The following is a 20,384-nucleotide window of genomic DNA, read 5'->3' on the forward strand; positions in this document are numbered from 1 at the left end:
GCCCGCCCGGTTCACCGGGCGGGTTGCCTGATTGACGGACACAGAATGGTGCGATTTCCTTACCCGCGTTTGGCTTACTTGTTCGATGCTTTGCAAACCGAGACTTTGCCGCAGGATGAGCTGGCGAAGCGTTTCGCCGTGTCTACCCGCACGGTGCGGGCGGATATCACCGCGCTGAACGAGATCCTGGATAAATACGGCGCGCGTTTCGTGCATAACCGCGGGGCCGGCTATCGCCTGCAGGTCGATAACGCCGCGCTGTTCAGCGCCCTGCAGCATCAGGAGCGCCGCAAGCACGCCACCCCGCGCAGCGCGCAGGAGCGGGTGCATTATCTGCTGGTGCGTTTTTTGACCTCAGCCTTTTCCCTCAAACTGGAGGATCTGGCCGACGAGTGGTTCGTCAGCCGCGGCACGCTGCAAAACGACATGGCTGAGGTGAGAGAGCGCCTGGCGCACTATCAATTGACGATCGAAACCAAGCCGCGCTACGGCATGAAGCTGTTCGGCGCCGAGATGGCGATCCGCGCCTGCCTCACCGATCTGCTGTTCCAGCTGCAGCTGGCCGATGCCGAGAACCCGCTGCTCAACAACGAGATCCTGCTGCAGCCGCAGGTAGCGGCGTTCGCCGGATTGCTGCACCCGCTGCTGTCGCAATATGCCATTCGCCTGACCGACGAGGGCGAGCAGTACCTGATCTTCTACTGCGCGGTGGCGCTGCGGCGCATTAACGACGGCTATCCGCTGCCGGACTTCGAGGTGGAGGACGGCGACGACGCGGTGCGTCAGGTGTCGACCCGCCTGGCGTCGGAGCTGCGTGCGGCCTCCGGCAAAGAGATCTCGATGGCCGAAGAGGCCTATCTGCGGGTCAACATCGCCGCGCGGCGCGTGCAGGACGTGCAGCCGACCGAGATCAACGCCGACGATGAAGAAGCGCTGGTGGACTACATCCTGTCCTATATCAACGCGCACTATAACTACAACCTGCAGGGCGACGAGCAGCTGCGGGCCGATCTGCTCACCCATATCAAGACCATGATTACGCGGGTGAAGTACCAGATCAATATCCCCAATCCGCTGTTGGCCAATATCAAGCAGCACTATCCGATGGCTTACGACGTGACGCTGGCGGCGGTCTCCAGCTGGGGCAAATACACCCCCTATACCCTGAGCGAGAACGAGATAGGCTATCTGGTGCTGCACATCGGCGTGGGGCTGGAGCGGCATTACAACATCGGTTATGAACGCCACCCGCAGGTGATGCTGGTGTGCGATACCGGCAACTCGACGGTGCGCATGATCCAGGCGCAGATTGCGCGCAAGTATCCGCAGCTGGTGATGACGCGCATCGTCTCACTGCGCGATTACGAGATGCTTGCACATATCGACGAAGACTTCGTGATTTCCAACGCCCGCATCGGCGAAAAGAACAAGCCGGTGGTGGTGATGTCGCCGTTCCCGACCGATTACCAACTGGAGCAATTGGGCAAGCTGGTGCTGGTGGATCGCACCCGACCGTACATGCTGGAGAAGTTCTTCGACGCCGAGCATTTCATGGTGCTCAACGAGCCGCTGACGCAGGCGGAGCTGTTCAGCCGGGTGTGCGGCCAGCTGGAGCGGGAGGGGTATGTCGGCGCGGACTTTTATCCGTCGCTGGTCGAACGCGAGGCGATCGTCTCCACGCTGCTGGGCGAGGGCATCGCGCTGCCGCACTCGCTGGGGCTGCTGGCCAAAAAAACCGTGGTGGTGACGCTGCTGGCGCCGCAGGGCGTCGCCTGGGGTGAAGGCGAGGTCGCGCACGTGATTTTCCTGCTGGCGATCAGCAAGAGCGACTATGAAGAGGCGATGGCGATCTACGAGCTGTTCGTTACCTTCGTGCGTGAACGCTCAATGAGCCGCCTGTTGGGCAGCGACAGCTTCGACAGCTTTAAAGCGGTGGCGCTGGACTGCCTGAGCCGAAGTTGAGTGGGAGATGATATGGGGAGGCGCAAGGGCGCGCCCTTAGCGGCTAATCTTCATCAAACCCGGAGTTGAACAGCTCGACCACCGCCGCCAGCGCGTTGACTTCGTCGGGGCCGGTCGCTTCGACTTCGATATGCCGGCCCTGGGCAGAGTCCAGCATCAGCAGCGCGATGACGCTGCTGGCTTCGGCCTCGGTGCCGCTTTCGTTGCGCAGCATCACTTCGGCGTCGAAGCTTTGCACCAACTCGAACAGTTTCATCGCCGGGCGCGCGTGCATGCCCAGCTTGTTTTTGATTTCAACCGTCTGTTTGACCGTCATTGTTTACGCTTTTCCAGCGTGCGGTGGCGCGACTGCACGTTCTTGCCGCGCGAGCGGAAGTAATCGGCCAGCTGTTCCGCCACGTACACCGAGCGGTGCTTACCGCCGGTACAGCCGATGGCGACCGTCAGGTAGCTGCGGTTGTTGGTTTCCAGCATCGGCAACCATTGTTCCAGGTAGCTGCGGGTCTGGTAGATGAAGTTGTGCACTTCGGTATGGCGATCGAGGAACGACGCGACCGGCTTGTCCAGACCGGTCATCGGCCGCAGCTTCGGATCCCAGTGCGGGTTCGGCAGGAAGCGCACGTCGAACACGTAGTCGGCGTCGATCGGAATGCCGTGCTTGAAGCCGAAGGATTCGAACACCATGGTCAGCTCACGCTCACGTTTGCCCAGCAAGCGGGTGCGCAGCATTTCGGCCAGTTCGTGCACCGACATTTCCGAGGTATCGATAATCAGGTCAGCCCGCGAGCGTAGCGGTTCGAGCAGATCGCTCTCTTCGTCGATGGCGCTTTCCAGCGACAGGTTTTTGCTGGAGAGCGGGTGCAGGCGGCGGGTGTCGCTGTAACGGCGGATCAGCGTGTTGCGATCGGCGTCGAGGAACAGCAACTGCGGCGAGAAGCTGTCCGGCAGCTGAGTCATCGCGTATTCGAATACTTCCGGCGATTCCGGCATGTTGCGCACGTCGATGCTGACCGCCGCGGAGATATTGCGTTCCGCCAGCGTGTTGGCGAGCTGCGGCAGCAGCACCACCGGCAGGTTGTCAACGCAGTAAAAACCCATGTCTTCCAGCGCCCGCAAGGCGACGGATTTTCCGGAACCGGAACGGCCGCTGACAATCATCAGCACCATGTGGCAACTCCCCTGGCATCGCGGCGGCGTTCATCGCCACCGGTGGAAACTTTGTTATTCCGGCCGCAGCCGGATCCATCATCGTGAAACAGTAGCGTTATCCGGGCTGGAAGTCACGCCGGCCGGGCATCACTCGGTGATGATTTGGTAAAGTTCTTCGTCGCTCTGCGCGGCTCGCAGGCGGCGGCATACGGTCTTGTCGGCCAGGCGTTTGGCGACCAGCGACAGGGTATGCAAATGGGTTTTGCACTGATCGGCAGGCACCAGCAGCGCGAACAACAGGTCGACCGGCTGGTTGTCGATAGCGTCGAAAGCGATGGGTTGGTCGAGACGGATAAACACGCCAACGGCCCGCAGTGTGTCCTCTTCCAGTTTGCCGTGGGGAATGGCGATACCGTTGCCGATACCGGTGCTGCCCATGCGCTCCCGGGTGAGAACCGCGTCAAACACCACCTGCGAAGGCAGATTGAGCTGTTTGGCGGCCAGTTCGCTGATAATTTCCAAAGCCCGCTTCTTGCTGGTGCAGTGTACCGAGCTTTTGGTGCACTCGATGTTTAACACCGAGCTTAATTGCATATATTCGTTGTTCATCTCATCTTCACTTAAAACCGCGCCGCCGGGCGCACCCGGCAAGGCGGTTTTTCGTCGGTTTTAACCCTGATTACCGTTCGGCGCGTCACCCATGCGGGTCACGCGCCGAAGGGCGAGGCTGCGACGGCGGCAACCTCACGGAATGGGTTAGGGTGTCAGTGTTGCTTCAATTTGTCTTTATGTTTGTTCAATTGACGTGCCAATTTGTCGATCAGCGTATCAATTGCGGCATACATATTCTCGTCTTCCGAGGTGGCGTGCAACTCGCCTCCATTCACGTGCACCGTTGCTTCCGCAATTTGCTGCACTTTTTCCACACTTAATACAACATACACCTGATTGATGCGATCAAAATACTGTTCGAGTTTGGCGAACTTGTTGTTCACGAACTCGCGCAACGGATCGGTGATTTCGATGTGGTGTCCGGTAATGTTGAGCTGCATAGTGTCTTCCTTCTCAATAGAGGTCAAACCAACTGTTTGCGTTGGTTCGACGGCGGGATGGACAAAGACTCTCGGTACTTGGCGACGGTGCGCCGCGCCACGATGATCCCCTGATCGGAGAGCAGGGTGGCCAGCTTGCTGTCGCTGAGTGGTTTGGCGGGGTTTTCCGCCGCAATCAATTTCTTCACCAACGCGCGGATCGCCGTCGAGGAGGCTTCGCCGCCGCTGTCGGTATTCACGTGGCTGGAGAAGAAATATTTCAATTCGAAAATGCCGCGCGGGCTGTGCAGAAACTTCTGCGTGGTGACGCGCGAGATCGTCGATTCATGCATCTCCACGGCCTGGGCGATATCCGCCAGCACCATGGGTTTCATAAACTCTTCGCCTTGCTCGAAGAACGACTGCTGTTGGCTGACGATGCAGCGGGTGACCTTCAGCAGCGTTTCGTTGCGGCTCTCCAGGCTTTTAATCAACCACTTGGCTTCCTGCAGGTTGCTGCGGATGAATTGGCCGTCGGCTTCGCTGCGGGCGCTGTTGCCCAGCGCGGCGTACTGCTGATTGATCTTCAAACGCGGCACGCTGTCGCCGTTGAGCTCGACCGTCCACGTGTTCTGCGTCTTGCGCACCAGCACGTCCGGGATCACGTATTCCGATTCGCCGGTATTGATCGACTGCCCCGGGCGCGGATCGAGCGACTGAATCAGCAGCATCGCTTCTTTCAGTGTATCTTCTTTTAGCCGGGTTGATCGCATCAGGCTGCGAAAGTCGTGGTTGGCCAACAGATCCAGATGGTCGCTGATGATCAGCCGCGCTTCGGCCAGATAAGGGGTGTCTTTGGCGTATTGGGAGAGCTGCACCAGCAGGCAATCGCGCAGATCGCGCGCGGCGACGCCGATCGGGTCGAAACGCTGCACGCGCTTCAACACCGCCTCGACTTCATCGAGGGTCACGTTCTCGTCGCCCAGGCTTTCCAGAATGTCTTCCAGCGGCACGGTGAGATAGCCGGTGTCGTCCACCGCATCGACGATGGAGGTGGCGATGGCGGCGTCGGTATCGGAGAACGGCGTTAGATCCACCTGCCACATCAGGTAATCCTGCAGCGTTTGGGTGGTCTCGCCCTGATAGACCGGCAGCTCGTCGTCGCTGTAGTCGGTGCCGGTGCCGGACGGCGTGCCGGCGGTGTAGATCTCATCCCAGGTGGCGTCCAGCGGCAGCTCTTCCGGCATGTCTTTCTGTTCCAGCGCCTCGCGGGTATCGAGCCCCTCGGTCTCCTGGGTTTCTTTGGCGTCGATTTCGTCGTGCAGATCGGTCTGTTCAAGCAGCGGATTGCTCTCCAGCGCCAGCTGGATCTCTTGCTGAAGCTCAAGCGTGGACAACTGCAGCAGGCGGATCGCCTGCTGGAGCTGAGGAGTCATGGCCAGCTGTTGGCTGAGCCTGAGTTGCAAACCTTGCTTCATAGTCTTCTGTCTACTTCCGTTAACGGTGTCGCCCCGCGGGGCGCGCCGGCGTTCAGAGGCGGAACTCTTCGCCCAGATAAACGCGTTTTACCTGCTCGTCGGCCAGAATAGCATCCGGCGTGCCGTGGGCAATCAGTTTGCCCTGGCTGACGATGTAGGCGCGTTCACACACGTCCAGCGTTTCGCGCACGTTGTGGTCGGTGATCAGCACGCCCAGGCCGCTGTCACGCAGGTGCTCGATGATTTTTTTGATGTCGATAACGGAAATCGGATCCACCCCGGCGAAGGGTTCGTCCAGCAGAATGAATTTCGGGTTGGCTGCCAGCGCGCGGGCGATTTCGACGCGGCGGCGTTCGCCGCCGGACAGCGCCTGGCCGAGGCTGTCGCGCAGATGGGAGATATGGAACTCTTCCATCAGCTCTTTGGCGCGGTCTTCGCGTTGTTCGCTGGTGAGGTCGGGGCGAATCTCCAGCACCGCCATCAGGTTGTCGTACACGCTCAGGCGACGGAAGATCGACGCTTCCTGCGGCAGGTAACCGATGCCGCGGCGCGCGCGGGCGTGCAGCGGCAGCAGGCTGATGTCTTCTTCGTCGATCACGATGCGCCCGGCGTCGCGTGGCACGATGCCGACCACCATGTAGAAGGTGGTGGTTTTACCGGCGCCGTTCGGCCCGAGCAGGCCGACGATCTCGCCGGATTTCACTTTCAGGCTGACGTCTTCGACAACTTTACGGCCCTTGTAGGCTTTCGCCAGGTTTTCTGCGATGAGTGTTGCCATAAGTGATTAGTTACTCTTTTTTTGCCCGTTTTTGTCTTGCAATTGCGACGGTACCAGAACCGTTGTCACGCGTTTGCCTTTGTCGCTGAACGCCTGCATTTGCTGCTGTTGCACCAGATAGGTGATGCGATCGCCTTTCACGTTGCTGTCGAGCTGCTCCAGATAGGCGTTGCCCGTCAGGGTCACCAGCTGGGTCGCCACGTCGTAGCGCACTTTTTGCGCGTGGCCTTTGACCGGCTTGCCGCTGTCCTGCATCTGGTAGAAGGTTACCGGGTTGCCGAACGCTTCAATATAGGTCTTATTCTGATCTCCGCCCGGACGGGTGACCACCACCTTGTCGGCGCGAATATCGATGGTTCCCTGTTTGATCACCACGTTGTCGGTGAAGGTGCTGACGTTGCTTTGCATGTCCAACGACTGCTTGAGCGAGTCGATGCTGACCGGCTGGCTGGAGTCGGATTTCAGCGCCAGAGCGGGGGCGCTGGCGGCCAAAACTAAGCTGCCGAGCAACAGGTTACGGAGTTGTTTTTTGGTTCTGAATTTCATAGTTGGTCTTAACCTTATCAATCAGCTCAGCGGTTTTGGTCCGCAGGTTCCCACGCATTTTCATGCCGTTAGAGGTAAAATTGGTCCCGTAAAGCGTGACTTCGTCATCGGAGGTGACGTCTTGGGTGACCAGGTTTACCTGAGCGTTGTCCGTCTTAATTTTTTCCAGCTGCGAGGTGGTGGTCAGGCTGTTTACCTCGACGTGACCATACAGATACAGCATCCGGTCTTTAGTCAGTTTGGCGCGATCGGCGCGAACTGACCAGGTGGCCACCGCATTCTCATCGAACAGCGTCATCACCGGCTGGGTGAACCAGCTCAGCTCGCCGGCGGTGTAATACTTCGCGTCTTCCGCCACCAGTTTGTAATTCAGCTTGCCGGCCGGGTTGTACACCACGGTGACCGTGTGCTGGCTCTGGTAGGTCGGATCCTGATCGTTGACCGGGCCAGGGGCCGTGTCGTCGCTGAAGTCCGTCATGTTCCAGCCGATCAGCGCCAGAACGATCACCGTCAACAGGATGGTGATCCACAGTTTGGTTTTACTCATATCGACAGCCCTTTGGCGTCCTCCAGCTTATTTTGAGCCAAAAGAATGATGTCGCACAGTTCGCGCACCGCGCCGCGGCCGCCGGCAATGCGGGTGACGTAGTGGGCGCGCGGCGTCAGCAGCGGGTGGGCGTCCGCCACCGCGACCGCCAGGCCGACCTGCGCCATCACCGGCCAGTCGATCAGGTCATCGCCGATATAGGCGACCTGATCCGCCGTTAACGACAGTTTATCCAACAGTTCGCGGAAGGCCAAAAGCTTATCGGATTGCCCCTGATACAGATGGGTGATGCCGAGCGTCTGCGCGCGGTCTTCCAGCAGCTTGGCGGAGCGCCCGGTGATGATCGCCACCTCGATATCCGAGGTTTTCAAGCAGCGGATGCCGTAACCGTCGCGCACGTTGAACGCCTTCAATTCTTCACCGTTGTTGCCCATGAAGATCAGGCCGTCCGACAGCACGCCGTCAACGTCGCAAATCAACAGGCGGATGTTCCCGGCACGCGCCATAACCTCTTGTTCTACCGGCCCGTAGCAGGTTTCTACCATACCCATTCCGTTCTATTCCTTAATTAAACGACGCCGGCGCGCAGCATGTCATGCATATGTACCACACCCAGCAACTGGTCGCCATCGGCAACCAGCAGCGCGGTGATGTGGCGTTGTTGCATCAGGTTCAATGCATCGACCGCCAGAATATTGGGGCGCACCCGCACGCCGCCCGGCGTCATGACGTCGGCGATCTTCGCCTCGTGCAGGTTGATGCCCATGTCGAACACCCGGCGAAGGTCACCGTCGGTGAAGATGCCGGCGATTTTCATCAGATCGTCGCAAATCACCGTCAGGCCCAGATTTTTTCGGGTAATTTCCAGCAGCGCATCGCGCAACGAGGCGTCGGCGCTGACGTGGGGCATTTCGTCGCCGCTGTGCATGATATCGCTAACCCGCAGCAGCAGTTTGCGGCCGAGTGCGCCGCCCGGATGCGACAGCGCGAAATCTTCCGGCGTGAAACCGCGCGCTTTCAGCAGCGCGACGGCCAGCGCATCGCCCATCACCAGCGTGGCGGTGGTGCTGGTGGTCGGTGCCAGCCCCAGCGGGCAGGCTTCCTGCGGCACCTTGATGCACAGGTGGATATCCGCCGCCTTGCCCATCGAGCTTTCTGGATTGTTCGTCATACAGATGAGGGTGATCTGCTGACGTTTCAACACCGGGATCAGCGCCAGGATCTCGCTGGACTCACCGGAGTTGGAGATGGCGAGCACAATGTCCTGCGGGGTGACCATACCCAAATCGCCATGGCTGGCCTCCGCCGGATGAACGAAAAATGAGGGGGTGCCGGTGCTGGCGAAGGTCGCGGCGATCTTGCAGCCGATATGGCCGGATTTGCCCATGCCCATCACCACCACTTTGCCGCCGCAGGCGGCGATCGTTTCGCAGGCGCGGGTGAAGTCTGCGTTGATGTAGCGGTCGAGCTGAGCCAGCCCTTCACGCTCTATCTGAAGCACTTCTTTGCCGGCCTGTTGAAAATCGAAGCCCGGTTGCAACTCAATGTTCGACATACTCATTCCCGTCGGTTTAGCCGAAAGTACTGAAAGGGTTAAAGAACAGCACCGCAAGATACGCAATAAAGCCGCATAATAACAGCGCGCCCGCCAGGTGGCCGATGCGATGCTTGCGGCCGATGCACAGCACGCTCAGCAGGACGCTGGCCGCCAGCATCACCCAGTAATCGCGCTGGAAGGCGGCGGCATCCACGCTACCCGGCGACAGCAGGGCGGGTACGCCCAGCACGATCACCGTGTTGAAAATATTGGAGCCGATGATATTACCAATCGCCATATCATCCTCGCCCTTCAGCGCCCCGGCGATGGACGTGGCCAGTTCGGGCAGGCTGGTGCCGATGGCAATAATGGTCAAGCCGACCACCAGTTCGCTCAGGCCGAAATAGTGTGCAATCACCGTCGCGTTATCGACCACCATTCTGGAAGAGAGCGGCAGAATGATAAACGCCAGCACCAGCCACAGCACCGCCACGGTATTGCTGCTGTCCTGCGGCAGTTCGGCGATCTGCTCCATGGTCAGGCTGTCGCTGCCCTCGCGCTGCGCCAGCCGGGCGATTTTCAGCATCAGCAGGATGAAGCCCGCGGCGGCGGCCAGCAGCAGCACACCGTCCAGCCTGCTCAGCGTGCCGTCCATCAACACGAAACCGCACAATACTGTGACCGCTAACATCAGCGGCAGTTCGCGCCGCAGTATCTCGGAGCGCGCAGCCAGCGGGTGGATCAGCGCCGCCACGCCCAGGATCAATAAAATGTTGGTGATGTTGGAACCTAATACGTTGCCGACGGCCATATCTATCTGCCCGTTGAGCGCGGCGGTGGTCGACACAATCAGCTCCGGCAGCGACGTGCCGATACCGACGATGGTCATGCCGATGATCAACGGCGGCACGCCAAGCGAGCGGGAAATCACGGCAGCACCATAAACTAAGCGATCTGCACCGTACACCAGTAGAAATAAACCAACGATTAATAATGCTATCGCGAGAAACATGCAGGGTCCTTTGTCGGGTATTATCCCGGTTCGTTGGTTAAAGCCGTCAATGCGGCGGTATTGCTTGCCCTCCGTTGCGCGCGTGAGAGCCACAGCAACGGTTTTTCCCGGCTAATAGTTGAACACTTTCGTTTTTTTTCGTTATGGCGCCAATTTTGACCGGGTGGCGCGAAAAAGTAAAACCAATGGCACCATTGGTTGCGAAATGGCAGTAAGTTTTTGTAAAGATGAGACGGATTGTGCCCATTGCTTTAACATCACGGGTAGATTCAGCAAAAGATGAGTCGTAAAGGGTCCATTAACATGCTCCAAAAGGCAGATAATTTGGTCGAAGTGCGCGACATGAGCTTCTCGCGCGGCGACCGACGGATATTTGAAGACATCAACCTGACGGTGCCTCGCGGTAAGATCACGGCGATCATGGGGCCATCGGGCATCGGCAAAACCACGCTGCTGCGTCTGATCGGTGGTCAGCTGGCCCCGGACCGCGGGGAAATTTGGTTTGACGGCGACAACATTCCCGCGTTGTCCCGCCGTCAGCTATACGACGCGCGCAAAAAGATGAGCATGCTGTTCCAGTCGGGCGCGCTGTTCACCGATTTGACCGTATTCGAAAACGTGGCCTACCCGCTGCGCGAGCACAGCAACCTGCCTGAACCCCTGCTGCGCAGCACGGTGCTGATGAAGCTGGAAGCGGTAGGGCTGCGCGGCGCGGCCCATCTGATGCCCAATGAGCTTTCCGGCGGCATGGCGCGCCGGGCGGCGTTGGCGCGTGCGATTGCGCTGGACCCTGACATGATCATGTTCGACGAACCTTTCGTCGGCCAGGATCCGATCACCATGGGCGTGCTGGTCAAGCTGATCGATGAGCTGAACCATGCTCTGGGCATTACCTGCATCGTGGTGTCGCACGACGTGCCGGAGGTGCTGAGCATCGCCGACTACGCCTACATCGTGGCCGATCACCGGGTGATTGCCGAAGGCACCACGCAGCAATTGCAGAACAATCCTGATGCGCGCGTGCGCCAGTTCCTGGATGGTATAGCGGATGGGCCGGTGCCGTTCCGCTATCCGGCCGGGGATTATCAGACCGAACTGCTAGGCTTAGGGAGTAAATAAGCTCATGTTATTAAGAGCGTTAGCGTCGTTGGGGCGCAGTGGCATCAACACCAGCGCCAGCTTCGGCCGCGCCGGGTTGATGCTGTTCAACGCGTTGATTGGCCGGCCGGAACCCGGCAAGCAGTGGCCGCTGTTGTTGAAACAGCTCTACAGCGTCGGCGTGCAGTCGCTGCTGATCATCATGGTTTCCGGGCTGTTCATCGGCATGGTGCTGGGCCTGCAGGGCTATATCGTGCTCACCACCTACAGCGCCGAGGCCAGCCTCGGCATGATGGTGGCGCTGTCGCTGCTGCGCGAACTGGGGCCGGTGGTCACGGCGCTGCTGTTCGCCGGCCGCGCCGGTTCCGCGCTCACGGCGGAAATCGGCCTGATGAAGGCGACGGAGCAGATCTCCAGCCTGGAAATGATGGCGGTCGATCCGCTGCGGCGCATCGTGGCGCCGCGCTTCTGGGCGGGGCTGATCAGCATGCCGCTGTTGACCATCATTTTCGTGGCGATCGGCATTTGGGGCGGCTCGGTGGTCGGCGTGGACTGGAAGGGCATCGACAGCGGCTTCTTCTGGTCGGCGATGCAGGGCGCCGTGGAGTGGAAAAAAGATCTGCTCAACTGCCTGATCAAGAGCGTGGTATTCGCCATTACCGTAACCTGGATTGCCATTTTCAACGGGTACGACGCCGTGCCTACCTCTGAAGGGATTAGCCGGGCGACGACGCGTACCGTGGTGCATTCGTCACTGGCGGTGTTGGGATTGGATTTCGTGCTGACAGCACTGATGTTTGGGAATTGATTCGATGCAAACGAAGAAGAGTGAAATCTGGGTTGGGGCATTTATGCTGATCGCGCTGTGCGCCATCGTGTTTATCTGCCTGCAGGTGGCGAACCTTAAATCGATCGGCAGCGAGCCGACCTACCGCGTTTACGCAACGTTTGACAACATCGGCGGCCTGAAACCGCGTTCGCCGGTGAAGATCGGTGGCGTGGTGATCGGCCGCGTGGCGGACATCGAGCTCGATCCGAAAACCTATACGCCGCGCGTGGCGCTGGATATCCAGAAAAAGTACGACCAAATCCCGGATACCAGCTCGCTGGCAATCCGCACCTCCGGCCTGCTGGGCGAGCAATATCTGGCGCTTAACGTGGGCTTCGAAGATCCTGACATGGGCACCACCATTCTGAAAGACGGCGGCACCATTCAGGACACCAAATCAGCCATGGTTCTGGAAGATCTGATCGGCCAGTTCCTGTATAAAAGCGGCGGTCAGGACAGCGCCAAACCGGGAGACGCGGCCGCTGAGCCGGCTGCCGGCGCCGCACCGCAACCCGCTGTTCCAAATCATTAAGAGAGGATACCTGCATGTTTAAACGTTTACTGATGGTGGCTCTGCTGGTGGTTGCACCGCTGGCGAGCGCAGCCGACCAAACCAATCCTTACAGCATGATGCAAGACGCGGCGCAGAAGACCTTCAGCCGTTTGAAGAACGAACAGCCGAAGATCAAGCAGGACCCGAACTACCTGCGTGCCATCGTGCATCAGGAACTGATGCCGTTCGTGCAGGTGAAATACGCCGGTGCGCTGGTGCTGGGCCGTTACTACAAAGACGCGACGCCTGCGCAGCGCGAAGCTTACTTCACCGCCTTCCAGTCTTACCTGGAGCAGGCGTACGGCCAGGCGCTGGCGATGTACCACGGCCAGACTTACCAGATCGCGCCTGAACAGCCGCTGGGCAATGCCGACATCGTGGCTATTCGCGTCACCATCATCGACAACGGCGGCCGCCCGCCGGTACGTCTGGATTTCCAATGGCGCAAGAACAGCAAAACCGGCTACTGGCAGGCGTATGACATGATCGCCGAAGGCGTCAGCATGATCACCACCAAGCAGAACGAGTGGGCGTCCACGCTGCGTACTCAGGGCATCGACGGCCTGACCAAACAGCTGCAGGCCGCCGCGGCGCAGCCTATCACGCTGGACAAGAAAAACTGATGTCGGCAGCGCTCAGCTTCGAATCAGAGCAGCAGACGCTGATCCTGCGCGGTGAATTGGACCGGGAAACGCTGCAGCCGCTGTGGCGGCAGCGCGACGCGCTGATGGCGGATAAAACCGCGATCGACGTGGCGCAACTGCAGCGCGTGGACTCCGCCGGGCTGGCGCTGTTGCTGCATCTGCAGGAACAGCAGCGCCAACGCGGCGTCGCGCTGAAAATTTTCGGTGCCACCGAGCGCCTGAAAACGCTGATCGCGCTCTACAACCTGCAGGCGATAATGCCTGTCGATACCGCCGGTTAGCGGCGTTTTTCGCCGCCCTTGCGTGGTAAAACGATACAAAGCCCCTGTTACGCAGGGGCTTTTTCTTTAGTTTAAGAAAACATCGTATTCCACTAAGATACTAGGCTGTTTATGATCCTTTAGCGGCAGAACTGGATACTATGGAAACCAATGAGATTAAAGACGTGCTGATGCAGGCATTGGCACTGGATGAAGCACATGTGACGGGCGACGGCAGCCATTTTCAAGCGATCGTGGTCGGTGAACTGTTCGCCGGCATGAGCCGCGTCAAAAAACAGCAGACGGTTTATGCACCGCTGATGGAATACATTGCGGACAACCGCATTCATGCCTTGTCTATCAAGGCGTACACCCCTGAAGAGTGGCAGCGAGACCGCAAACTCAACGGATTTTAAGGCTGTTTGCCCTGCCGGGCGGGCAGCTTCAGATTAGATAACAGAGAGTAGTCAGATGGATAAATTTCGTGTGCAGGGTCGGACCCGCCTGAGCGGTGAAGTGTCTATTTCCGGTGCCAAAAACGCCGCCCTGCCGATCCTGTTCGCCGCCCTGTTGGCGGAAGAGCCGGTCGAGCTGCAGAATGTCCCTAAGCTGAAGGACATCGACACCACCATTAAACTACTCAACCAGTTGGGTACCAAGATTGAGCGCAACGGTTCGGTCTTCGTGGACGCCAGCGGCGTGAACGAGTTCTGCGCCCCTTACGATCTGGTGAAAACCATGCGCGCTTCCATCTGGGCGCTGGGGCCACTGGTGGCGCGCTTCGGCCGTGGCCAGGTTTCCCTGCCGGGCGGCTGCGCGATCGGCGCGCGTCCGGTCGATCTGCACATCACCGGCCTGGAGCAACTGGGTGCCGAGATTAAACTGGAAGAAGGCTACGTCAAGGCGTCCGTCGAGGGCCGTCTGAAGGGTGCGCACATCGTCATGGACAAGGTGAGCGTGGGCGCGACCGTAACCATCATGAGCGCCGCGACCCTGGCGACCGGCACCACCGTTATCGAGAACGCCGCGCGTGAGCCGGAAATTGTCGATACCGCCAACTTCCTCAATACGCTGGGCGCGAAGATCAGCGGCGCCGGCAGCGACAAGATCACCATCGAAGGCGTCGAGCGTCTGGGCGGCGGTGTGTATCGCGTGCTGCCTGACCGCATCGAGACCGGCACCTTCCTGATCGCCGCTGCGGTTTCCGGTGGGAAAGTGATGTGCCGCAACACCCGTCCGGATACGCTGGATGCGGTGCTGGCCAAGCTGCGCGAAGCCGGTGCCGATATCGAAGTGGGCGAAGACTGGATCAGCCTGGACATGCACGGCAAACGCCCGAAAGCGGTCACCGTGCGCACCGCGCCGCACCCGGGTTTCCCAACCGACATGCAGGCCCAGTTCAGCCTGCTGAACCTGGTGGCGGAAGGCACCGGCGTCATCACCGAGACCATCTTCGAAAACCGCTTCATGCACGTGCCGGAACTGATCCGCATGGGCGCGCACGCGGAAATCGAGAGCAACACCGTGATCTGCCACGGCGTTGAGCAGCTGTCCGGCGCTCAGGTGATGGCGACCGATCTGCGCGCTTCCGCCAGCCTGGTGATCGCCGGCTGCATCGCCGACGGGGTGACCGTCGTCGATCGCATCTATCACATCGATCGCGGCTATGAGCGTATTGAAGACAAGCTGCGCGCGCTGGGTGCGAACATCGAACGCGTGAAAGGCGAGTAAGTCATTAGCGCCGGCGCGGCTGCGTCGGCAGGATGAAAATCAAAGGGCCGGCTATCAATGCCGGCCCTTTTTTAATTACTGTCTTCCGGGAATTCACCCACCGTCATTTTCAGCGTAATGCGTTTGCCGTCGCGCAGTACGATAACCGGTATCTCGGTGCCCGGCCTGATCTCCGCTACCTGGTCCATGGTTTCCAGCACGGATACCGCCGGTTTGTTATCCACGTTGATGATGATGTCATTGATCTGGAAACCGGCGCTGCTCGCCGGGCCGTTCGGCGTAATTTCGGTCACGATGATGCCCTGCAGGCGATCGATGCCGGAATTGGAGGAGCGCAGCGGAATGATCTCCTTGCCCTGAATGCCGAAATAGCCACGGATAACGCGGCCGTCGCGGATCAGCTTGTCCATGATTTTGGTGGCCAGTTCAATCGGAATGGCAAAGCCGAGACCCTCCGGCGTTTCACCGTCGGTGATTTTGTCATAGGTCAGGGTATTGATGCCGATCAGCTCGCCCAGCGAGTTGACCAGCGCGCCGCCGGAGTTGCCGCGGTTGATTGAGGCGTCAGTCTGCAGGAACGTCTGGCGGCCGGTGGTGCTCATACTGATGCGCCCGGTGGCGCTGAGGATGCCCTGAGTGACGGTCTGCCCTAGGTTATACGGGTTGCCGATTGCCAGCACCACGTCGCCGACGTGGGCAACGCGATTTTTATTGGTCGGGATCACCGGTAAATTGCCGGGATCGATCTTCAGCACCGCCAAATCGGTCAGGCCGTCGGAGCCGACCAGCAGCGCTTCGTAGCGGCGGCCATCCTGCAATACCACGGTGATCTGCTGGGCGTCTTTGATCACGTGGCGGTTGGTGATGATATAGCCGCGTTCGTTCATGATCACGCCGGAACCGAGCGACAGCACGTTGGCGGCGCCGTTCAGGTTGCGGTTGTAGATGTTCACCACGGCGGGCGCGGCGCGGCGCACTGCCTTGTTGTAGCTCACAGGCGTTTCGTCGCTGGTATTCTCGGTTTTCTCTGCAAACAGGCCGTTGGAAGAGCGCAGCATGGGCAGGGCAGCCAACAGCAGGCCGGCAACGATGAGACCGATAACGACAGAACGCAAGAGCTTAGCAAACATGGAGTTTTCGTGGTGTGGTGAACGATGCTCGGAGGATAGCATGAGTTAACCGGGCGCAGTATGTCACCGAGCCCGGTTTTTGCACAAATTAACGCAGCAGCAGATAAATGGTTTCGTTACCGCGTACGATATTGAGCGCCATCACCGGTGGTTTGGCTTCCAGCACCTTGCGCAGCGCGGTGATGCTGTCCACGCGCTGACGGTTGACGCCGATGATCACGTCGCCTTTTTGCAGGCCGATTTGCGCCGCCGTCGAGCCTTTGTCCACGTTTTCCACCTTCACGCCTTTGTCGCCAGTCGGCAGCGCACCGTTGCTGAGGGAAACGCCCTGCAGCGCCGGCGACAGCGTTTCGGCATTGGTCGAGGCGCTCTCGCTGTTGTCCAGCGTGACCGAGACTTCCTGCGGTTTGCCGTCGCGCAGCAGGCCCACTTTGAGGGTTTTGCCCGGCGCGGTGGTGCCCACCTTGGCGCGCAGCTCAGCGAAGCTGCTCACCGGTTTACCGTCGACGGAAACCAGAATATCGCCGGCCTTGATGCCGGCCTTGGCGGCGGCGGATTTCGGCAACACTTCGCTGACGAAGGCGCCGCGCTGTGCGTCGGTGTTGAAGGCTTTGGCCATATCCGGAGTCATTTCGCTGCCCTTGATGCCCAGCAGGCCGCGTTTCACTTCGCCGAATTCAATCAGCTGCTGGCTCAGGTTCTGCGCCATATTGCTCGGAATAGCGAAGCCGATGCCGACGTTGCCGCCGCTCGGCGCCAAAATGGCGGTATTGATGCCGATCAGCTCACCATTCAGATTAACCAGCGCGCCGCCGGAGTTACCGCGGTTGATCGAGGCGTCGGTCTGAATGAAGTTTTCCAGCCCTTCCAGATTCAGGCCGGAACGCCCCAGCGCCGAGATAATGCCGGAGGTAGCGGTTTGGCCCAGGCCGAACGGGTTGCCGACCGCGACGGCAAAGTCGCCGACGCGCAGCTGATCGGAGTCGGCCATCTTGATGGCGGTCAGGTTTTTGGTGTCGCTGAGCTGCAGCAAGGCGATATCGGATTGCTCATCGCGGCCAACCAGCTTGGCGTCCAGCTCGCGCCCGTCGTTCAACTGCACGCGGATTTTATCGGCGTTGTTGATGACGTGGTTGTTGGTCAGCACATAGCCTTTGGTGGCGTCGATGATGACGCCAGAACCCAGCCCTTCAAACGGGCGGGAGCTCTGCTGTTGACCGGGGAAGTTAGGGCCGAAGAAGCGTTTGAACTCTTCCGGCAACTGTTGACGCTGCACCTGAGTGCCAGCGACATGCACGCTCACTACGGCGGGCAGGACTTTTTCCAGCATCGGTGCCAGGCTCGGCAGCGGCTGCCCCTGAACGGCAACGGGCAGGGCCGCGTTGGCCACCGGTACGGAGCTGAGCGTCAGGCCGAGGCTAATTGCCAATGCACTAAGAATTAAAGACTTTTTCTTCATTGATGATAACTCTCTCAATACCTGCCGATGAAAATTTGATGATAAGGCAATCACCTTGTCATAGTGAAGGGTAAGACCGTGAATTTGCGTGCAAAGTTCAGTAAAGGTAATGCGAGGGAAGGTCAAGACGGTAAACGGGGGAAAACCCGCGGGTGGCCCCGCGGGCGAAGGGATATTAGTCGCGGCGCGCGCTTTGGCCGCGCAGCAGGCCGGAGGCGCCTTCCGAATAGTCGCGCGGCATTTCCACCGGCGCCTGATCGTTGTCTGCTTCCGCTTCGGTCAGGCGATAGCGGAACGGATTTTCCTGCATCGGCAGATCCGGCAGCAGGTTGTTGGAGCTTTTCGCCATGTGCTGATACAGCTGACGATAATCGCGTGCCATGTTGTCCAGCAGCTCGGCGCTGCGGGCAAAGTGGCCGACCAGCTCCTGACGGTACTCTTCCAGCTCGGTTTTGCTCTTGTCCAATTCGTTCTGCAGGACTTGTTGTTGACGTAATTTACGGTTGCCAAAACGCATCGCCACCGCACCAATCACGATACCGACGACCAAACCAATCAGCGCATACTCCCAGGTCATGATGACTCCTATTTTGACTTCGTTGTTCCGCAGGGATTTTTCACTTAATAATATCCACTATAACCGTTAACCTTGTCCGAGTGGAATCCTGATGCGCTTCCACCTAATTTTTACAGGGTTTTCAGCGGCGCCCGCAGCGGGCATTTGTGGCGATAACGGTGCGAATCGGCATCAACTTGCCGCCAACGTTGGCTAAATAATTTCTAAGCGTTCTTAGGGAACATCGAACAGATGCAGGCACTATCACCGTTATCTCGCTACCAGCAGGCGCTGGACGCGGGGGAATATCAGGCCGATGAGGTTCAACGTCGGGCCGTTACTCAACTGGATCGCATTTATCAGGCCCTGCTGCAAAGGCCTGCGGCGAGCGCGCCGACCGGCGGGCTGCGCGGCAAGCTCAATCGCTTGCTGGGCAAGGGCGGCGAAACGGCGCCGCAGCGTCCGGTGCAGGGGCTGTATATGTGGGGCGGCGTCGGGCGCGGCAAAACCTGGTTGATGGACATGTTCTTCCACAGCCTGCCGGGCGATCGCAAAATGCGTCTGCACTTCCATCGCTTCATGCTGCGGGTGCATGAAGAGCTGACCGAGTTGCAAGGGCGGGAAAACCCGCTGGAAATCGTCGCCGATGGCTTCAAGGCCGAGACCGATGTGTTGTGCTTCGACGAATTCTTCGTGTCCGACATCACCGACGCCATGCTGCTGGCCACGCTGCTGCAGGCGCTGTTCGCGCGCGGCATCACGCTGGTGGCCACGTCGAACATCCCGCCGGACGATCTGTACCACAACGGTCTGCAGCGGGCGCGTTTCCTGCCGGCTATCGATCTGATCAACGAGTACTGCGACGTGATGAACGTCGACGCCGGTATCGATTATCGTCTGCGTACTCTGACCCAGGCGCACCTCTACCTGACGCCGCTGAGCGACCAGACGCGCGAAACGCTGGACCGGATGTTCGTCAAGCTGGCGGGCAAGGCGGGGGAGGAGGCGCCGATGCTGCAGATCAACCATCGGCCGCTGCAGGCGATTCGTTCGGTGGACGGCGTGCTGGCGGTGGATTTCCACACGCTGTGCGAAGAGGCGCGCAGCCAACTGGACTACATTGCGCTGTCGCGGCTGTATCACAGCGTGATCCTGTATAATGTGCAGGTGATGGGGCCGCTGAAAGAGAATACCGCGCGCCGTTTCCTGGCGCTGGTGGACGAATTCTACGAGCGTCACGTCAAGCTGGTGATCGGTGCCGAGGTGTCGATGTTCGAGATCTACCAGGGGGAGCGGCTGAAGTTCGAGTATCAGCGCTGCCTGTCGCGCCTGCAGGAAATGCAGAGCGAAGAGTACCTCAAGCTGCCGCATCTGCCCTGAGCCCGTCGGGCCTATCGCCGGTTGCCCGCCGCCGGCGATAAATTTATTTTCCATTCAAAAACCGTTCGATCTTTGTGAGCGACTTCTCTATAATCTTGCGACCCCACGTTACAACAAAGTTTTTTTTCCCAAAAACTTTATAGTGCCGGCAATGGCTATTCGAAGGGGTAGGTTTGCTGGACTTGTATGGTCGTGTGAGCCTCAACTGTTTTCGAGCGTTTGGGTGTTCACCAACGTGTAACTAATTATTGGGTAAGCTTTCTAATGAAAACTTTTACAGCTAAACCAGAAACCGTAAAACGCGACTGGTATGTTGTTGATGCAGATGGTAAAACTTTAGGCCGTCTCGCTACTGAACTGGCTCGTCGCCTGCGCGGCAAGCATAAAGCGGAATACACCCCGCACGTGGATACCGGTGATTACATCATCGTTCTGAACGCTGACAAAGTTGCTGTAACCGGCAACAAGCGTACAGACAAAGTGTACTACCACCACACCGGCCACATCGGTGGTATCAAGCAAGCGACCTTTGAAGAGATGATTGCCCGCCGTCCTGAGCGCGTGATTGAAATCGCGGTTAAAGGCATGCTGCCAAAGGGCCCGCTGGGTCGTGCTATGTTCCGTAAACTGAAAGTTTACGCGGGCACCGAGCACAATCACGCGGCACAGCAACCGCAAGTTCTGGACATTTAATCGGGATTAAT

At 59.1% G+C, this 20,384-nt stretch carries 24 protein-coding genes; 10 read left to right on the top strand and 14 right to left on the bottom strand.

All coding sequences use genetic code 11. The features are described 5' to 3' along the window. Positions 1-45 precede the first annotated feature (45 nt). Positions 46-1,962, top strand: coding sequence for a BglG family transcription antiterminator (locus FHU12_RS24920; RefSeq protein WP_141972396.1), 1,917 nt, complete (start codon positions 46-48; stop codon positions 1,960-1,962). Between the two features lie 43 nt (positions 1,963-2,005). Here the strand turns inward: FHU12_RS24920 and npr are convergent, their stop codons facing one another. The 11 genes from npr to FHU12_RS24975 form a co-directional block, all read right to left on the bottom strand. After that, a complete protein-coding gene (npr, locus tag FHU12_RS24925; RefSeq protein WP_004937034.1) occupies positions 2,006-2,278 on the bottom strand; it encodes a PTS phosphocarrier protein NPr in 273 nt (90 codons plus the stop codon). Continuing rightward, the gene (gene rapZ / locus FHU12_RS24930) at positions 2,275-3,129 is read right to left on the bottom strand and encodes an RNase adapter RapZ (RefSeq protein WP_015379177.1); all 855 of its coding nucleotides are present in this window, start codon (positions 3,127-3,129) and stop codon (positions 2,275-2,277) included. Before rapZ ends, npr begins: the two co-directional genes overlap by 4 nt. Positions 3,130-3,258: 129 nt before the next feature. Next, positions 3,259-3,720 (bottom strand): PTS IIA-like nitrogen regulatory protein PtsN, encoded by a 462-nt coding sequence (ptsN, locus tag FHU12_RS24935; RefSeq protein WP_016930212.1) that lies wholly within the window; start codon positions 3,718-3,720, stop codon positions 3,259-3,261. A 155-nt stretch (positions 3,721-3,875) separates the two neighbouring features. Continuing rightward, complete coding sequence (gene hpf, locus FHU12_RS24940; protein WP_004937038.1) at positions 3,876-4,163, bottom strand: ribosome hibernation promoting factor; 288 nt, start codon at positions 4,161-4,163, stop codon at positions 3,876-3,878. A 23-nt stretch (positions 4,164-4,186) separates the two neighbouring features. After that, positions 4,187-5,620: an RNA polymerase factor sigma-54 gene (gene rpoN / locus FHU12_RS24945; protein WP_141972398.1), complete on the bottom strand. Its 1,434-nt coding sequence runs from the start codon at positions 5,618-5,620 to the stop codon at positions 4,187-4,189. Positions 5,621-5,672: 52 nt separating this feature from the next. Next, on the bottom strand, positions 5,673-6,398 hold the full coding sequence (gene lptB / locus FHU12_RS24950) for an LPS export ABC transporter ATP-binding protein (protein WP_004937040.1): 726 nt from the start codon (positions 6,396-6,398) through the stop codon (positions 5,673-5,675). Positions 6,399-6,404: 6 nt separating this feature from the next. Continuing rightward, on the bottom strand, positions 6,405-6,944 hold the full coding sequence (gene lptA, locus FHU12_RS24955) for a lipopolysaccharide ABC transporter substrate-binding protein LptA (protein WP_141972400.1): 540 nt from the start codon (positions 6,942-6,944) through the stop codon (positions 6,405-6,407). Then, positions 6,913-7,491 carry an LPS export ABC transporter periplasmic protein LptC gene (lptC, locus tag FHU12_RS24960; RefSeq protein WP_016930209.1) on the bottom strand — a complete coding sequence of 193 codons (579 nt, stop codon included), beginning with the start codon at positions 7,489-7,491 and terminating at the stop codon, positions 6,913-6,915. The genes lptA and lptC overlap by 32 nt, the downstream gene beginning before the upstream one ends. After that, complete coding sequence (gene kdsC, locus FHU12_RS24965) at positions 7,488-8,042, bottom strand: 3-deoxy-manno-octulosonate-8-phosphatase KdsC (protein ID WP_021505108.1); 555 nt, start codon at positions 8,040-8,042, stop codon at positions 7,488-7,490. The genes lptC and kdsC overlap by 4 nt, the downstream gene beginning before the upstream one ends. Before the next feature lie 17 nt (positions 8,043-8,059). Then, positions 8,060-9,046 (bottom strand): arabinose-5-phosphate isomerase KdsD, encoded by a 987-nt coding sequence (gene kdsD / locus FHU12_RS24970; RefSeq protein WP_049198526.1) that lies wholly within the window; start codon positions 9,044-9,046, stop codon positions 8,060-8,062. Between the two features lie 16 nt (positions 9,047-9,062). Then, positions 9,063-10,040 carry a calcium/sodium antiporter gene (locus tag FHU12_RS24975; protein WP_025160120.1) on the bottom strand — a complete coding sequence of 326 codons (978 nt, stop codon included), beginning with the start codon at positions 10,038-10,040 and terminating at the stop codon, positions 9,063-9,065. Positions 10,041-10,343: 303 nt separating this feature from the next. Between FHU12_RS24975 and mlaF the strand changes: the two genes are divergently transcribed. From mlaF to murA, 7 genes are all read left to right on the top strand, one after another. Beyond that, positions 10,344-11,159, top strand: a complete 816-nt coding sequence (gene mlaF, locus FHU12_RS24980) for a phospholipid ABC transporter ATP-binding protein MlaF (RefSeq protein WP_141972402.1) — start codon at positions 10,344-10,346, stop codon at positions 11,157-11,159. Positions 11,160-11,163: 4 nt separating this feature from the next. Then, entirely contained in the window at positions 11,164-11,946 is a 783-nt protein-coding gene (gene mlaE / locus FHU12_RS24985) for a lipid asymmetry maintenance ABC transporter permease subunit MlaE (protein ID WP_004937059.1), read from the top strand. Between the two features lie 4 nt (positions 11,947-11,950). After that, positions 11,951-12,499, top strand: coding sequence for an outer membrane lipid asymmetry maintenance protein MlaD (gene mlaD / locus FHU12_RS24990; RefSeq protein WP_073532022.1), 549 nt, complete (start codon positions 11,951-11,953; stop codon positions 12,497-12,499). Between the two features lie 14 nt (positions 12,500-12,513). Continuing rightward, a complete protein-coding gene (gene mlaC / locus FHU12_RS24995) occupies positions 12,514-13,143 on the top strand; it encodes a phospholipid-binding protein MlaC (RefSeq protein ID WP_141972404.1) in 630 nt (209 codons plus the stop codon). After that, positions 13,143-13,445, top strand: coding sequence for a lipid asymmetry maintenance protein MlaB (mlaB, locus tag FHU12_RS25000; RefSeq protein WP_141972406.1), 303 nt, complete (start codon positions 13,143-13,145; stop codon positions 13,443-13,445). The genes mlaC and mlaB overlap by 1 nt, the downstream gene beginning before the upstream one ends. A 140-nt stretch (positions 13,446-13,585) precedes the next feature. Then, the gene (gene ibaG, locus FHU12_RS25005) at positions 13,586-13,840 is read left to right on the top strand and encodes a BolA family iron metabolism protein IbaG (protein ID WP_025304370.1); all 255 of its coding nucleotides are present in this window, start codon (positions 13,586-13,588) and stop codon (positions 13,838-13,840) included. A 55-nt stretch (positions 13,841-13,895) separates the two neighbouring features. Then, positions 13,896-15,155, top strand: coding sequence for a UDP-N-acetylglucosamine 1-carboxyvinyltransferase (gene murA, locus FHU12_RS25010; protein ID WP_004937068.1), 1,260 nt, complete (start codon positions 13,896-13,898; stop codon positions 15,153-15,155). Between the two features lie 71 nt (positions 15,156-15,226). Here the strand turns inward: murA and degS are convergent, their stop codons facing one another. The 3 genes from degS to zapG all read right to left on the bottom strand — a co-directional run bounded on the left by degS (position 15,227) and on the right by zapG (position 18,321). Then, positions 15,227-16,285: an outer membrane-stress sensor serine endopeptidase DegS gene (degS, locus tag FHU12_RS25015; RefSeq protein ID WP_019453130.1), complete on the bottom strand. Its 1,059-nt coding sequence runs from the start codon at positions 16,283-16,285 to the stop codon at positions 15,227-15,229. A gap of 88 nt (positions 16,286-16,373) precedes the next feature. Continuing rightward, a complete protein-coding gene (degQ, locus tag FHU12_RS25020; protein ID WP_141972408.1) occupies positions 16,374-17,744 on the bottom strand; it encodes a serine endoprotease DegQ in 1,371 nt (456 codons plus the stop codon). Between the two features lie 175 nt (positions 17,745-17,919). Next, the gene (zapG, locus tag FHU12_RS25025) at positions 17,920-18,321 is read right to left on the bottom strand and encodes a Z-ring associated protein ZapG (protein WP_004937074.1); all 402 of its coding nucleotides are present in this window, start codon (positions 18,319-18,321) and stop codon (positions 17,920-17,922) included. Between the two features lie 231 nt (positions 18,322-18,552). Between zapG and zapE the strand changes: the two genes are divergently transcribed. Beyond that, a complete protein-coding gene (gene zapE, locus FHU12_RS25030; RefSeq protein ID WP_141972410.1) occupies positions 18,553-19,680 on the top strand; it encodes a cell division protein ZapE in 1,128 nt (375 codons plus the stop codon). Between the two features lie 264 nt (positions 19,681-19,944). Next, a complete protein-coding gene (rplM, locus tag FHU12_RS25035; RefSeq protein ID WP_004937079.1) occupies positions 19,945-20,373 on the top strand; it encodes a 50S ribosomal protein L13 in 429 nt (142 codons plus the stop codon). Positions 20,374-20,384 lie beyond the last annotated feature (11 nt).

This window comes from Serratia marcescens (assembly GCF_006715005.1).
GTDB lineage: Bacteria > Pseudomonadota > Gammaproteobacteria > Enterobacterales > Enterobacteriaceae > Serratia > Serratia montpellierensis.